The organism is Phytohabitans houttuyneae (assembly GCF_011764425.1).
In the GTDB taxonomy this organism is placed as follows: domain Bacteria; phylum Actinomycetota; class Actinomycetes; order Mycobacteriales; family Micromonosporaceae; genus Phytohabitans; species Phytohabitans houttuyneae.
Window position 1 is genome coordinate 647,314 of record NZ_BLPF01000001.1, and the last position, 13,477, is coordinate 660,790.

At 67.4% G+C, this 13,477-nt stretch carries 10 protein-coding genes; 5 read left to right on the forward strand and 5 right to left on the reverse strand.

Annotated features, from left to right (window positions below; genetic code table 11):
- Positions 1-1,584, forward strand: a complete 1,584-nt coding sequence (locus Phou_RS02945) for a glycerol-3-phosphate dehydrogenase/oxidase (protein ID WP_173053312.1) — start codon at positions 1-3, stop codon at positions 1,582-1,584.
- Between the two features lie 100 nt (positions 1,585-1,684).
- On the opposite strand, the gene Phou_RS02950 is transcribed toward Phou_RS02945, so the two are convergent.
- On the reverse strand, positions 1,685-1,975 hold the full coding sequence (locus Phou_RS02950; RefSeq protein ID WP_173053314.1) for a hypothetical protein: 291 nt from the start codon (positions 1,973-1,975) through the stop codon (positions 1,685-1,687).
- Between the two features lie 312 nt (positions 1,976-2,287).
- Between Phou_RS02950 and Phou_RS02955 the strand changes: the two genes are divergently transcribed.
- The 3 genes from Phou_RS02955 (at position 2,288) to Phou_RS02965 (ending at position 7,747) form a co-directional block, all read left to right on the forward strand.
- Positions 2,288-5,689 carry a glycosyl hydrolase gene (locus tag Phou_RS02955; protein WP_173053316.1) on the forward strand — a complete coding sequence of 1,134 codons (3,402 nt, stop codon included), beginning with the start codon at positions 2,288-2,290 and terminating at the stop codon, positions 5,687-5,689.
- Between the two features lie 278 nt (positions 5,690-5,967).
- Positions 5,968-6,663, forward strand: coding sequence for a response regulator transcription factor (locus Phou_RS02960; protein ID WP_173053318.1), 696 nt, complete (start codon positions 5,968-5,970; stop codon positions 6,661-6,663).
- On the forward strand, positions 6,656-7,747 hold the full coding sequence (locus Phou_RS02965) for a sensor histidine kinase (protein WP_173053320.1): 1,092 nt from the start codon (positions 6,656-6,658) through the stop codon (positions 7,745-7,747). The genes Phou_RS02960 and Phou_RS02965 overlap by 8 nt, the downstream gene beginning before the upstream one ends.
- Positions 7,748-7,807: 60 nt before the next feature.
- Here Phou_RS02965 and vanX read toward each other — a convergent pair whose 3' ends face one another.
- The 4 genes from vanX to Phou_RS02985 form a co-directional block, all read right to left on the reverse strand.
- The gene (gene vanX, locus Phou_RS02970; RefSeq protein ID WP_173053322.1) at positions 7,808-8,440 is read right to left on the reverse strand and encodes a D-Ala-D-Ala dipeptidase VanX; all 633 of its coding nucleotides are present in this window, start codon (positions 8,438-8,440) and stop codon (positions 7,808-7,810) included.
- Positions 8,437-9,474, reverse strand: coding sequence for a D-alanine--(R)-lactate ligase (gene vanA / locus Phou_RS02975; protein WP_173053324.1), 1,038 nt, complete (start codon positions 9,472-9,474; stop codon positions 8,437-8,439). The genes vanX and vanA overlap by 4 nt, the downstream gene beginning before the upstream one ends.
- Positions 9,467-10,498, reverse strand: a complete 1,032-nt coding sequence (locus Phou_RS02980; RefSeq protein ID WP_173053326.1) for a D-isomer specific 2-hydroxyacid dehydrogenase family protein — start codon at positions 10,496-10,498, stop codon at positions 9,467-9,469. Before Phou_RS02980 ends, vanA begins: the two co-directional genes overlap by 8 nt.
- An 85-nt stretch (positions 10,499-10,583) precedes the next feature.
- Positions 10,584-11,168: a hypothetical protein gene (locus Phou_RS02985; protein WP_173053328.1), complete on the reverse strand. Its 585-nt coding sequence runs from the start codon at positions 11,166-11,168 to the stop codon at positions 10,584-10,586.
- Between the two features lie 464 nt (positions 11,169-11,632).
- On the opposite strand from Phou_RS02985, the gene Phou_RS02990 reads away from it, so the two are divergent.
- Complete coding sequence (locus Phou_RS02990; protein WP_173053330.1) at positions 11,633-13,471, forward strand: S1 family peptidase; 1,839 nt, start codon at positions 11,633-11,635, stop codon at positions 13,469-13,471.
- Positions 13,472-13,477 lie beyond the last annotated feature (6 nt).

Below are 13,477 nucleotides of genomic sequence, written 5' to 3' on the forward strand. Positions count from 1 at the left end.
ATGTCACAGGATCACAAGCGCGGCACGCAGCCGCACCACCTCGACGCCGCCTCGCGGGAGCGGGACCTCACCGCACTGGCCGGCGGCGAGGTGCTCGACGTGCTGGTCGTCGGGCTTGGCGCGACCGGCGCCGGGGTCGCGCTCGACGCGGCGTCCCGTGGGCTGCGGGTGGCCGCCATCGACGCGCACGATCTCGCGTTCGGGACGTCGAGGTGGAGCTCCAAGCTGATCCATGGCGGCCTGCGCTACCTCGCAAAGCTTGAACTGGGCATCGCGTACGAGAGTGCGGTCGAGCGCCACATCCTGATGACCCGCACCGCCCCGCATCTCATCCGGGCGCTGCCGATGCTCTGGCCTCGGAGCGGACCCCGGGCCGTTACGGCGCTCACCGCGGCCGCCATCGCCGGCGGCGACCTGCTCCGGATGGCCGCCGGCACGCCGCGCCGGGTGCTGCCTCGGCCGCGCCTGGTCGGCACCGCCGAGACGCGCGCTCTGGCGCTGGGGCTGCGCTCCGGCCTGCGCGGCGGGATCGTGTCCTGGGACGGCCAGCTCTGCGACGACGCCCGGCTGGTCATCGGGCTGGCCCGGGCCGCCGCGGGCGAAGGCGCCCGGATCGTGACGCGCTGCCGGGCGCTGGCGCTCGCCGGCGACGGGGCCGAGGTGCGCGACGAGCTGACCGGCTCGACCTTCGAGATCCGGGCCCGCGCGGTCGTCAACGCGACCGGCGTCTGGGCCGGCACCCTCGCGCCGGGCGTTCAGGTGCGCCCCTCGTTGGGAACGCACATCATCCTCCCGCAGGACGCGCTCGGCGGGTTGACGGTCGGCTTGATGGTGCCCGTGCCGGGCACGGTCGGCCGCGCGGTGATGGCGCTGCCCCAGGCGGACGGCTTGGTATACGCGGGCCTGACCGACAAGCCACTGGACGGGCCGGTGCCCGATGTGCCGGAGCCGCCCGAGGCGGACATCGTGTTCCTGCTCGACGTCCTCAACACGGTGCTCGACCGGCCACTTCGTCGGGTCGACGTGCTCGGCGCGTACGCCGGCCTGCGCCCGCTGCTGTCCGGCCGCTCCGAGCGCTCCGGGCAGGCGAGCGGCAACAGCACCGACACCGCCGAACTGTCCCGCCGGCACGCGCTGCTGACCGGACCGGACGGCGTCATGACGATCGTCGGCGGCAAGCTCACCACATACCGCCGGATGGCCGCCGACACGATCGACGCGGTCGTACGGCGGACCGGGCTGCCGGCCGGACCGTGCCGCACCCGAAGTCTCCCACTGCCCGGTGCCGGATCACCGCAACACCTGGCCCAGGTACGGGCGCCCCGACGGCTGGTCGCACGCTACGGCACCGAAGCGCCCCAGGTACTCGCCGAGGCCGCCAGCCAGCCGTGGCTGCTGAAACCGGTCGCCGAAACCTCCCCCGTGCTCGGCGCGGAACTGCTCTGGGCGGTCCGCCACGAGGGCGCACTCGACATCGACGACCTGCTCGACCGGCGTACCCGCATCGGGTTGGTCGCCGCCAACCGGGCGGCCGCGCTGCCCACTGCCGACCACGTGCTCAGCTACGCGCGGAGCACGACGTAAAGCCCGGGTCGAGCTATGAAAATAGGCCCCCGCAAGTCTTTGACGCCCCCGCAGGGCGACGGACCTCGTGGATCGGACTCCGGCACCGAAGCGGGCCACCCTAGCCGCATCCGCTCCTCGCCCTGAACCCGGTCGCGGTGACGCTGAACGTCTTCATCCCGCGGATGATCTCGCCGTTGACGGGAACGCGGCGCTGGGCGCGTGGTGGCTGGGCGGGCGGTGGGGGTAGCGGGTTGTCGGCGATGCGGGCGCCGGCCAGCCGTGCCCGACGGCCGGGTCCGATGGTGCGGGCAGGGGTCTGGGCCAGGCAGCCGGCGGCGATGACGTGCGGAAGGTGGCCGTCGAGGCGCAGCGTGACGCGTTGCCCGATCAGGTGGCCGGCCGCAGACACCCGGAGGGCCTTGTCGTCAAGCCGGTCGGCGGCAGTGAGCAGAGCGGTGTCGCCGGCACCGGCGATGTCGGGCGCGATCGCTCGATCGCTACGAGCCGGCGCATATCGTCGGCATATCGAAATCCGCATACGTGCGGACAACACCACGTTGCCTTGACTGCACATTGCCTTGACTGGAGGTATGACCGACAGCGAATCAAGGAGAAACACGCGGCGCGCCGACGCGACCATATAGCGCTACTGGCCAACAAAGCTCCCTGACGCTGAGAAGTAACTCATTCCTGGAATTTCGAACTTGTGGGGGGCTGGCCGATGAAACGCCGTACGCTGATGAAACTGAGCGCCGCTCTGGCTGTCACGCCGCTGGGCGCAGGCACCCCGACGAAGGCTGTCGGCGCCGCTGGGAGCATGGTGCAGAGTTCGGGCGATCTGCTCGAACGAGATTTCCAGGAGCCGCCGAACAGCGCGAAACCGCGCGCCTGGTGGTTCTGGGGGAACGGAAACGTAACTCAGGAAGGCATCAAGAAGGATCTGGAGTGGATGAAACGCGTCGGCTTCGGCGGCTTCATGCGGGCCGACTTCGCGATGCGCACGCCGCAGATCGTCGAACCCGTGGGGGTCATGTCGCCCCGGTGGATGGACGACATCAATTACACGACCGAGCTGGCTGACCAACTGGGCCTCCAAATGGGCACTTCCGCCACGCCCGGATGGTCCGCCAGCGGCGGCCCCTGGGTCCCGCCTTCGCAGGGCATGAAGAAGTTCGTTTGGACGCAGACACGCGTGGAGGGCGGCAAGCCGTTCAGCGGCAAGCTGGCTCATCCGCCGACCGAAATCGGCCCATTCCAGAACCTGGATATCAGAGACATCCCCGGCGGCGCCGAGCTGAAACTGCCGGACCCCTGGTACGCCGACGCCGCGGTGGTGGCGTACCGGCTCCCGGACAACGACGAGTCGATGGCCGAGTTGCAGCCGAAGGTCACCTCCAGCGGTGGCAATTTCGACTTGGCCAAGCTGACCGATGGCGATTACACAAATGGCACGCTCCTCCCGCCCGCACCAGTTGGCGAGAAGTCGTGGATCCAGTTCGAGTTCCAGAAGCCGGTCACGGTTCGGGGGCTGTCGATCTACCTCGGCGACCTCGACCGCGAAATGATGACGATGCCAGGCCAGAGTTCGGGTCAGACTCTGGATGTGAGCGATGACGGCAAACAGTTCCGTACGATCGCTGAGATTCCTGGACTTCGCCTGCCAAGCTTCGTTCTTGAGCATTCGGTCGGCGCGCGCACGATTTCGTTCGCGCCCGTGACCGCGAAGTTCTTCCGCGTCGCCATTCTGGCCGAGCAAACGGGCCCGTCCGCACCGCAAGCAACAAACATCTCGGAACTCGTCCTGCGCACCTCAGGCTGGGTCAACCGCCTCGAGGAGAAGACGGCCACCTTCTCAACACCTCCCGGAATTTACGAGATGACGACACCTGCTGTCGCAGGCGACGCCGTGGTGCACAGGGAAGACGTCATCGATCTCACGTCGACCATGGAGCCGGATGGAACCCTGAACTGGACTCCACCGGCAGGCAAATGGGCTGTTCTGCGACTGGGCTATTCGCTCGTCGGAACCATGAACCGCGGGACTACCTCCGAGGCCACCGGCCTCGAAGCAGACAAACTCAGCAAGTCGGCGATGAAGGCCTACTACGACTACTACCTGGGCAAGTTCGAGCAAGCTACCAGCGGGCTGATGGGCGGACGCGGCCTGAACTACCTGCACAACGACAACTGGGAACGCGGCCAGGCGAACTGGACCGACGAAATGATCCCTGAGTTCACCAGGCGCCGCGGCTACGACATGAAGCCCTGGCTCCCGGTGCTGATCGGTCATGTCGTGGGAAGCGCCGAAGCCAGCGACCGGTTCCTGTGGGACTTCCGCAAGACGATCGCCGAAATGACGGCCGAGTACACCTACGATCAGCTCTCGGACATACTCAGCCAGCGCGGCATGGGCCGCTACAGCCAAGGTCACGAATTTTACCGCCAGTACATTGCGGACGGCATGGACGTCAAGCGGAGTGCCGCCGTCCCGATGGGCGTGGCGTGGGCCAGCAGCCCGGAGGAGGGAACCCTCCATAACGAGGACCTCCGCGAAGCCGCCTCCGTGGCCCATATCTATGGGCAGAACCTGACCGTGGCTGAGACATTTCCCGCCGACTCGGGCGGCGAGGGTGGAAGCGAGGAAAGCAATGCGTTCGCCTTCTCGCCCGAGATGCTCAAACCGGCCGCGGACGCCGCGTTCGCCGACGGAGTAAACCGGATCGACTACGAGGGCAGCACCCACCAGCCGGTGGACGACAAAGTTCCAGGATTGGCCCAGGTCTACGGCCAGTGGTTCACCCGACACGAAACCTGGGCCGAGTACGCCAAGCCGTGGATCACCTATCTCGCGCGCAGCAGCCATATGCTCCAGCAGGGCCGCGCCGTCGCCGACGTCCTCTACTACTACGGCGAGGATTCAAACATCACGGCTCTCTTCGGCGACCAGGGGCCGGATGTGCCGGACGGCTACGCGCTCGACTACGCCAGCTCGGACGTGGTCCTGAACCGCATTGGCGTCACCAACGGCCGCATCACGGCGGGCTCCGGCATGAGTTATCGCATACTGGTGCTCGACGACAACGCGGTTCACATGCCGCTCAACGTACTGAAAAAGATTCGCCATCTGGTGAATGCCGGCGCGATCGTGGTCGGTCCGAAGCCGACAGACAGCCCGAGCAACAGCGACAATCAAGCCAAGTTCAAAGCCATCGCCGATCAGCTTTGGGGGCCCGGTGAAGGGACGCGCAAGGTCGGAAAGGGCCAGGTGTTTGCCGGCCAGACCGCAGCCGACGCTCTTCAGGCTCTAGAGGTCTCTCCGGACTTCGAACACACGAAACCGCAAAGCGACACGGCCGTGGCTTACGTCCATCGCAAGATCTCCGATGGCGACATCTACTTTGTGCACAACCGCAAGAACCGCGCGGAGAATGTGGAGGTCACTTTCCGGGTGGCCGGCAATGCGCCGGAGCTCTGGGACGCCGTGACCGGCGAGATCAAGCCGGCGGCGTACAGTGCCGCCAATGGGCGCACCACCGTCCCTTTGAATCTCGATCCGAATGAATCTGTATTCGTAGTGTTTCGCAAGCCCGGGTCTGCGCGGGGCCGTAGGCTGCCGCGGGTCACGGAAACGCCGGTCGGGACGATCGATGGTTCCTGGACGGTCGCGTTCCAGCCCAACCGGGGCGCTCCGGCCAGCATCACGCTCGACAAGCTGAGCGCATGGAACGAACACTCCGATCCCGGAGTGAAGTACTTCTCCGGCACGGCCACTTATACGAAGACCATCCAGGCCCCGGCCGGATGGTTCGCGACCGGCACCAAGATGATGCTGGACCTCGGGGACGTAAAGAACATCGCCGAGGTCACGGTGAACGGCACATCCGCCGGCGTGCTGTGGGTGCCGCCTTTCCAGGCTGATGTCACCGGCGCGCTGAAGCCGGGCCCGAATACGCTGGAGATCAAGGTGACGAACTTGTGGCCCAACCGGTTGATCGGCGACCTGCAGCCCAACGCCACGAAGAAGTACACGTGGACGTCATTGAACGTTCTACGCGCTGATTCACCCCTTCTTCCTTCCGGCCTTCTGGGGCCGGTGCGGGTCCTCAGAACGTCGAGCAACTAGCGAAGAGAAAGGGGCGGGTGGGCGGCAGCCTGCCCGCTCAGAGTTGCCCGGCTGTTGTGGTCGGTTGCGGTGCCGAAGGACCAGTCGTGCCAGTACGGTGCTGGTCCGCCGAGCCCGGCAACGGTCGGGGCGACGCCGCGGTCGGCGGAGGCGGGGTTCAGGCGCGGGTGAGGCGCCGTTGGTGGTCGTAGTTGAAGGACTCGAGGCAGCAGCGTGTTGTCGAGCCGTAAGCGGTTTCGATAGGCCGACAATATGTACGCGCTCCTACCATTGGGGGCGTGCGCGTGCTGGTCGTGGAGGACGAGGCCTACCTGGCGGAGGCCATCCGCGATGGACTGCGCCTGGAGGCGATCGCGGCCGACATCGCCGGCGACGGCGACACGGCACTGGAGCTGCTGAGCATCAACACCTATGACATCGCCGTCCTCGACCGTGACATCCCCGGCCCTTCCGGTGACGAGATCGCCGAGCACGTCGTCGCCTCTGGAAGCGGGATGCCGATCCTGATGCTCACCGCCGCGGACCGGCTGGACGACAAGGCCTCGGGTTTCGAGCTCGGCGCCGACGACTACCTCACCAAGCCGTTCGAGCTGCGAGAGCTTGTGCTCCGACTCAGAGCTCTCGATCGCAGACGGGCGCATAGCAGGCCGCCCGTGCGCGAGTTCGCCGGGCTCCGGGTGGACCCGTTCCGCCGCGAGGTCTACCGCGACGGCCGGTACGTCGCGCTAACCCGCAAGCAGTTCGCGGTGCTGGAGGTCCTCGTCGCCGCCGAAGGCGGCGTCATCAGCGCCGAAGAACTCCTGGAGCGTGCCTGGGATGAGAACGCCGATCCGTTCACGAACGCCGTACGGATCACGGTCTCCGCGTTGCGGAAGCGGCTCGGCGAGCCCTGGCTGATCATCACCGAGCCCGGTGTCGGCTACCGCATCGACACAGGACCGGATGCCGATGACCCCACGACCTCACGTGGATAGGCGACGCGGCCTCAGCGTTCGCGTCAAGCTCACCCTCAGCTACGCGGGATTCCTTCTGTTTGCCGGAGTCCTGCTGCTTGCGGTCGTCTGGTTCTTCCTCCTGCGGCAGCGGTCGAGCGTCTACCTTCCCACGTTCGATGATCTGCTGCTCGCGTTCAATCCGGGCAACTTCGGTCCGCGCATCTTCAGTCCGGCGGCCGTGGTCGTGCTCGCCTTCCTTCTCGTGGTGGGCCTGGTAGGCGGCTGGGTTCTGGCAGGCCGCATGCTCGCCCCGTTGACGCGGATCACGAGCGCCGCGCGGAAGGCGGCGAACGGGTCTCTCTCGCATCGGATCGAGCTGGAAGGACGCGGCGACGAGTTCCGCGTGCTCGCGGACGCCTTCGACACCATGCTCGCGCAGCTGGAGACGCGGGATGCGGAGCAGCAGAGGTTCGCGGCCAACGCCTCCCACGAGCTGCGCACCCCGCTCGCGGTGATGCAGACCATCCTGGACGTCGCCGGTCAGGATCCCAGTCCGGACGGCCGCGAAGAACGCCTCCGCGCCGTCACCGCCCGAGCGATCGCGCTCACCGAAGCGCTGCTCATTCTGGGCCGTGCCGACCAGCGACTGTTCGTCCGCGAGGATGTCGACCTCTCGCTTCTGGCGGAGGAGGCTGTCGAGACGCTACTTCCCCTCGCGGAGAAGCACCATGTCGCCGTCGAAACCTCCTCGGATCCCGCCATCACCGTCGGCTCGCACGCGCTCCTGCTGCAGATGAACACGAACCTCCTGCACAACGCCATCGTCCACAACCTGCCCGAGAACGGCACGGTGCGGATAGCGACCAGCATGGACGCCGAAGGCGTCACGTTGACGGTCGAGAACACCGGCGAACGGCTCCGCCCGGAGTTGATCTCGACGCTGACCGAGCCGTTCCAACGTGGCACCGGCCGCATCCGCAGCGACCAGGCCGGCGTCGGCCTGGGCCTGGCGATCGTGAAGACCATCGTCCGGGCACACGACGGAACCCTGACGCTCACCCCGGGAGTCGCCGGCGGTCTCCGCGTCACCGTGCGGCTGCCCATCGCTCAGGTACCGCGCTGAGCGGCCGTCGGACAGCCCGTGAGCGGCAAGCCGGGTTTGCTTGACCGACGGGCCGTCAGCTCACGCTGCCAGGCGGTCGGCAGCCGCAGTGATGGGGAAGTCGAAGTAGGTGTCGGGGTGGGGCTCGTTCTTCAGCGTGTAGTGCCACCACTCGGCGTCGTACCGCGCGAAGCCCGCAGTCCTCATGATCGAGCAGAGACGCTCACGGTTTCCGCTCTCGATCGGAGTGATGCCCTCGGCGCCGTGATGCGAGATCGGGTCCATGAGGTCGTGGCCGCCGCCCATGGCCGCGAGCTCGCCGCTGTCCAAGTGGTAAAGGGTCAGGTCGACGGTGCTGCCTCGGCTGTGCCCGGACCTGGCGGCGACGTATCCCTGCTCGAACATGTCCGAGCGGTCGATGTTCGGGTAGTGCCGTTGCTTGGTCCGGCCGTCCTCGGGCTGCCGGGACCACTGCAGGAAGTGGTCCACGGAGTGCTGGGGACGGTAGCCGTCCCACAGCAGCAGGCCGAAACCGAGGGAGACCGCCTTCTCCTGTGCCCGTGCCAGCGCCGCGCACAGAGCCCGCGTGCCGACCATGCGGTTGACGAGATAACCGTCGACGGGTCTGCCCGTGAAGTTGTCCCACGTGGCGTACTTGGCGTCCCAGCGGATCCCGGGCACCAGTTCGTCAACGAACACGAAGTCGCCGTTCATCGCTTCTTTCCCCGCAGCGCCGTCGCGATGAGCCGATCGAGCACCTCGGACAGCGGCAGTCCGGCGGCGGCCATCATCCGGGGATAGCGGCTGTAGGAGGTGAGCCCGGGCAGGGTGTTGACCTCGTTGAGGACCACGCGCCCGTCGTCGGTGAGGAACAGGTCGACGCGGGCCAGCCCGCTGCAGCCCAAGGCTCGGTAGACCCTCCTCGCGGTCTCCTGGACGAGCCGACGGGATTCTTCGGGGATGTCGGCGGGGACGATGAAGGTCGAGTTCTCGGAGCCGGTCTCGGGCGAGTCCTCCTGGTGGATTCGGAAGAACCCGTGCGAGAGGGCGACGCGGTCGACCTCGCCGATGAGGAGATCGGGCCCCTGTCCCAGCATCGCGCAGCCGACCTCCCTTCCGGCCACGGCCGCCTCGATCAGCACTTTCGAGTCGAACTGCCGCGCGGTCTCCAGTGCGCTCGCCAGCTCGTCCTCCCGACCGACCTTGCTGACCCCGAACGACGACCCGGAACGGGCGGGCTTCACGAACACGGGGTACGTGAGGCCCTCCGGCGCGACCTGCTCGCCGTCCTCGACGATCCGGAACTCCGGCGTCGCGATTCCCGCCCCCCTGGCGACCGTGTAGGCGAGCGACTTGTCCATGCAGACGGCGGAGCTTTGGATGTCGCAACCGACGTACGGGATGCCCGACAGCTCCAGCAGGCCCTGAATCGCGCCGTCCTCGCCGAACCTTCCATGCAGGACCGGAAGTATCACATCCAACCGGATCTCGTCGGGACGCCCGTCGTGCAGGACCACAAGGCGGTGCACGCTGCGATCAAGCGACAGCACCACCGTGCGTCCGGCGTCCTCCCACCCGGGCTCAGGCCCGTCGCAGAGCGTCCACTCGCCGCCCGCTGTGATGCCCACCCAGAACGGTTCGTACTTTTCAGTGTCGAGGTTCTTCGCGACCTCTCGCGCTGACTTGACCGAGACGGAGTGCTCCTCGGACACGCCCCCGAACACGATGCCGATTCTCGACCTAGCCATGCTGGTTCTCGCTCTCGAAATTCAGGCAGTTGAGGAGGCTGTTCTCGATGGTGTCGCGCAGTGCGTGTTCCGTGTAGTACGCCGTGTGCGGGGTGATGAGCACGTTCGGCAGGCTCTGCAGCCGCAGCACCGTCTCGCTCTCGACGGGATTGGTCCGGCGGTCGGTGTAGAAGATCCCTTCCTCTCCCTCGAGCACGTCCAGCGCCGCGCCGCCCAGCCGCCCGCTCTCCAGCGCGTCCAGGAGGGCCTCCGTGTCCAGAAGTGGCCCGCGACCGGTGTTGACGATGAACGCGCCGGGCTTCATCCGCCCGATGCGCCGGCGGTCGAGCAGGTGATGCGTGTCCGCGGTCAGCGGGGTGTGGAGCGTCACGATGTCGCTCTGCCGCAGCAGCTCGTCGAGCGGAACGTGGTCCGCGGAGGTCTTCGCGCGGCTGTCGTTGGCAAGGATGCGGCTGCCGAAGCCTCGCAGTCGGTCGATGACCGCGGTGCCGATGCGTCCCGTTCCGACCACTCCGACGGTCAGGTCCCGCAACTCTTTACCGCGGACCTCGCCGAGACGGTAGTCGTGCATGTCGACGCGGCGGATGACGGACTTCGCGTGGCGCACAGCCATCAGCATCAGCATCAGCGTGTAGTCGGCGACGCTGTCGGGCGAGTAGGCGACGTTTCCGACCGCGATGCCAACGCTCGCCGCGTAGGTCACGTCGAGGTGGTTGTCGCCGATGCTTCTCGTGGAGATGTACTCCACGCCGGCGCCGCGGAGCGCGAGAAGCGTGGGATTCGACACCTGAGACTTGTGGCCGATACTGATGCAACGGTTTCCGATAGCCAGCTCGACATTGGCGTCGCAGACCGGCTCCGCGATGATCGTCGGGCGCACGCCGACGCGAGGCGCGACCTCTCGCAGCAGGACGGCCTCGTCCTTCTCGCATCCGTAGAACGTGATCCCGCTTCTAACCGCGGAAGGGGCGGGGGCCAGCAACCCGCTGCGGTGCCCGGTTCGTGCTGCTGCTCTGTAGCTCATGCCTCCCAGTCAAGGCAGCGAGGCGTTGTCAGCCCGTATCCGGTTTTCGATACACCTACGATATGCGGCTTTCCGAGAATCCGGATCATGACGTTCTCCCGATCAAGATTCCCCTGTCCGCGTGGAACCGCTGGAATACATGCAGGGGCAACGACGCAGAATCCGAATTGTGCGAGTAGCCCGACGGATTGTGGAACCGCACTACCCCGCCGTCGACCGCATAAGCGAGTACGAGATGCCCGCCCCGATGCGGATCAATAGTGTCTGGGTCCCGAATCTCCGCGGATACCGAGGCGATCATGACCTGCCCAGGCCGCACCTCGCGAGATGACAACTGGATCGGTGTCCGCTCGACCAGTTGGCAGCTAAAACCGAACTGCGAGCCCACCCATGCCATGAAGGGCCTGTAGAGCATCCCTTGGACTTCGCCCGAAGGTTCCACCACGTAGCAGCCCCACTCGAGGGCCAGATCAATGAGTTCGCGCATCGGTAGCCGAACATCGGTCCAACCGTGTAACAGCGACTGTAGGCACGCGAGACCGCAGACCTTGCGAGACCAAAACAGATACTCCTCCTTCGAGCGGTATCCATCGGACGCCCAGTCGTTGGCGTGTGATGAATCGGTACGCCGCAAGGAGACCGCAACCCCGGACGGCTCGGTGCGTCGCATGACAACCTCGTCGTTCTGCTCCAAACATCCCCACTGCGAGACGCAACGAAGGTTTCCGTTGTCGGATGGGACGGTCGAAGCAGGTCCCCTCGGAGACGGCGGCAGACGCGGCTCGGCGGACGTTCGTGCGCCGTGAGCGGCGATCGCGTCGCGGCCGATGGAACCCAGGTCGCTAGATGTCATGTGCCGAGTCAAGACAGCGCGGCGTTGCCAGTCCGTATGCGGCTTTGGATATGCCGCCGATACGCCGAGCGCCGGCGACCCGGTGTCCGGCGGCGCGCGACGCGGCGCCGACCGGCGGCGCGGCGCCAACCTCGCCGCGCACGTATCCGGCAAGCCGCCACGAACGCCTGCCTTACCCGGCGCAGAAGCCGAAGTGAAGCCGCTCTGTGGTGCCATTTGCGCGCCGCTCTTTTGTCGAGCGGTGTCGTGGCGTCGTGTTCGCGATTCGCGGGGGAACAGCCGTGCGTGTAACTGATGGGAAGACGATCGCCGCCGCGCTCCTGGTCGGTGCGCTGTTGGCGGTGGGGGGCTGGGTCACCGTCCCGGCGCTGGGAATCGCGGACGGCGCGCCGGATACCGGTGCCGCGTACGGGTTCGTATCCCGGATCGACGTGGGGCCGGAGAAGCGTGGCTGCTCCGGTACGCTCGTCGATCCGGAGTGGATAGTCACGGTGAAGTCCTGCCTCACCGGCGCGGTGCCGGTGCCGGGTGGGCCGCCGCTAACCCCCATCCGGGCGAGCGTTGGCACCGCGGTCGACCAGCCGGTGGTCGAGATACAGGGGCATCCCGACCGCGATCTGCTGCTCGCCCGGCTCGGCAAGCCGGTGACCGGTGTGACACCGGTGCGGATCGGCACGACCGCGCCGCATGCGGGTGAGGCACTGCAGGTGGCCGGCTACGGGCGTACGGCAACCGAATGGGCACCCGAGCGGGCGCACTCAGGCACGTTCACGGTCCAGTCCGTCGCGGCCGGCACCATCGACGTGGCGGGCGACCCGGCGGCGTCCGCGACCGTCTGCCAGGGGGACGCGGGGGGTCCGGCGCTGCGGCAGATCGCTGGCGGTGTAGAGCTCGTGGCGGTGAGCAGTCTGTCGTGGCAGGGCGGGTGTCTCGGCGTCCCGGCGACGGAGGTCCGGCGCGGCGCCGTGCAGACACGGGTCGACAACGTCAAGGAGTGGATCCAGCAGACGCTGCGCGAGTCCTTCGTGCGGCTCAACCCGAGCGGACAGGTGCTCGATACGCGGTCCGGCCTGGGCGCCGCAGCCGGCACCCGCGCGGCGCGCAGCACCACGACATTCACCGTCGCCGGCGTTGGCGGCGTGCCTGCGACGGGCGCGCACGCGGTGCTGGTCGACGTCACGGCGGTCCCGGCGACGGGGACGGGCACGTTCCTGACCCTGTACCCAGCAGGCGTCACAGCCTCCGGCGGACTGTCCATGGTGAACACCCGATCCGCCGCGGTTATCTCGAACACGGCGGTCGTGCCGCTGCGGGCAGACGGCAAGCTGTCGGTCTACACGCACAACGCCGCGGACATCGTCATCGACGTACAGGGCTACTACACCCGTGGTGCGGGTGGCGGCTTCGTGCCGCTGGATCACAGCGGCCTGGCGGACACGCGTAGCAGCGGCGGCGCCATCCCCGCGAGGGGCAGCCGTACGTTCACGGTCGCCACCACCGGCGGCGCCATCCCGGCCGGCGCCAGTGCCGCCCTTTTGGACGTCGTCGTCGTGGACGCGGCCGACGGCGGCTGGCTCGGCGCCTACCCGACCGGTGGCAGCAACAACCGCAGCGTCATGGACTTCGTCCCCGGCGAGACTGCGCACGCCGTGTCCGTACGGCTAGGCACGGATGGAAAGACCACCTTTACCAACAACAGCAACGCCCCGATCCACCTGGTACTCACCGCCACGGGATACCACACGGCGAATCCGGCCTCCGGCTGGGGCCTGCGAACCACGAACGCGACGCGACTGCTGGACACCCGCGCGAACGGCGGCGCGCCGTTGGCCGCCAGCACTGTCGTCGACGTCGCGCTCGGGGTACCGAGCGGCTGGGCGGCGGTGCTCAACCTCACCGTTGTCGACAACACCCAGAGCGGGTTCTTGCGGGCGTGGCCGGTCGGTGGCACCGAGCCGGCGACGTCACTGGCCAACTACCCCAGCCCTGGAGGGGTCCGTTCCGGGCTCGCCGTCGTCAAGGTCGGCACAGACGGCAAGGTGCGGATCCGCAACCGCAGCCAAGGCAGCACGCATCTGCTCGTCGATGTGCAGGGCTGGTTCGCCCCGCCGATCGCCTAACCACGC

What these genes read in the sequence shown, in the direction of transcription:
- vanX (WP_173053322.1), bottom strand. Translation starts at nt 8,440, where the DNA reads ATGAACGGCGACTTCGTGTTCGTTGACGAACTGGTGCCCGGGATCCGC.
- Phou_RS02980 (WP_173053326.1), bottom strand. Translation starts at nt 10,498, where the DNA reads ATGAGCTACAGAGCAGCAGCACGAACCGGGCACCGCAGCGGGTTGCTG.
- Phou_RS02985 (WP_173053328.1), bottom strand. Translation starts at nt 11,168, where the DNA reads ATGCGACGCACCGAGCCGTCCGGGGTTGCGGTCTCCTTGCGGCGTACC.
- vanA (WP_173053324.1), bottom strand. Translation starts at nt 9,474, where the DNA reads ATGGCTAGGTCGAGAATCGGCATCGTGTTCGGGGGCGTGTCCGAGGAG.
- Phou_RS02955 (WP_173053316.1), top strand. Translation starts at nt 2,288, where the DNA reads ATGAAACGCCGTACGCTGATGAAACTGAGCGCCGCTCTGGCTGTCACG.
- Phou_RS02945 (WP_173053312.1), top strand. Translation starts at nt 1, where the DNA reads ATGTCACAGGATCACAAGCGCGGCACGCAGCCGCACCACCTCGACGCC.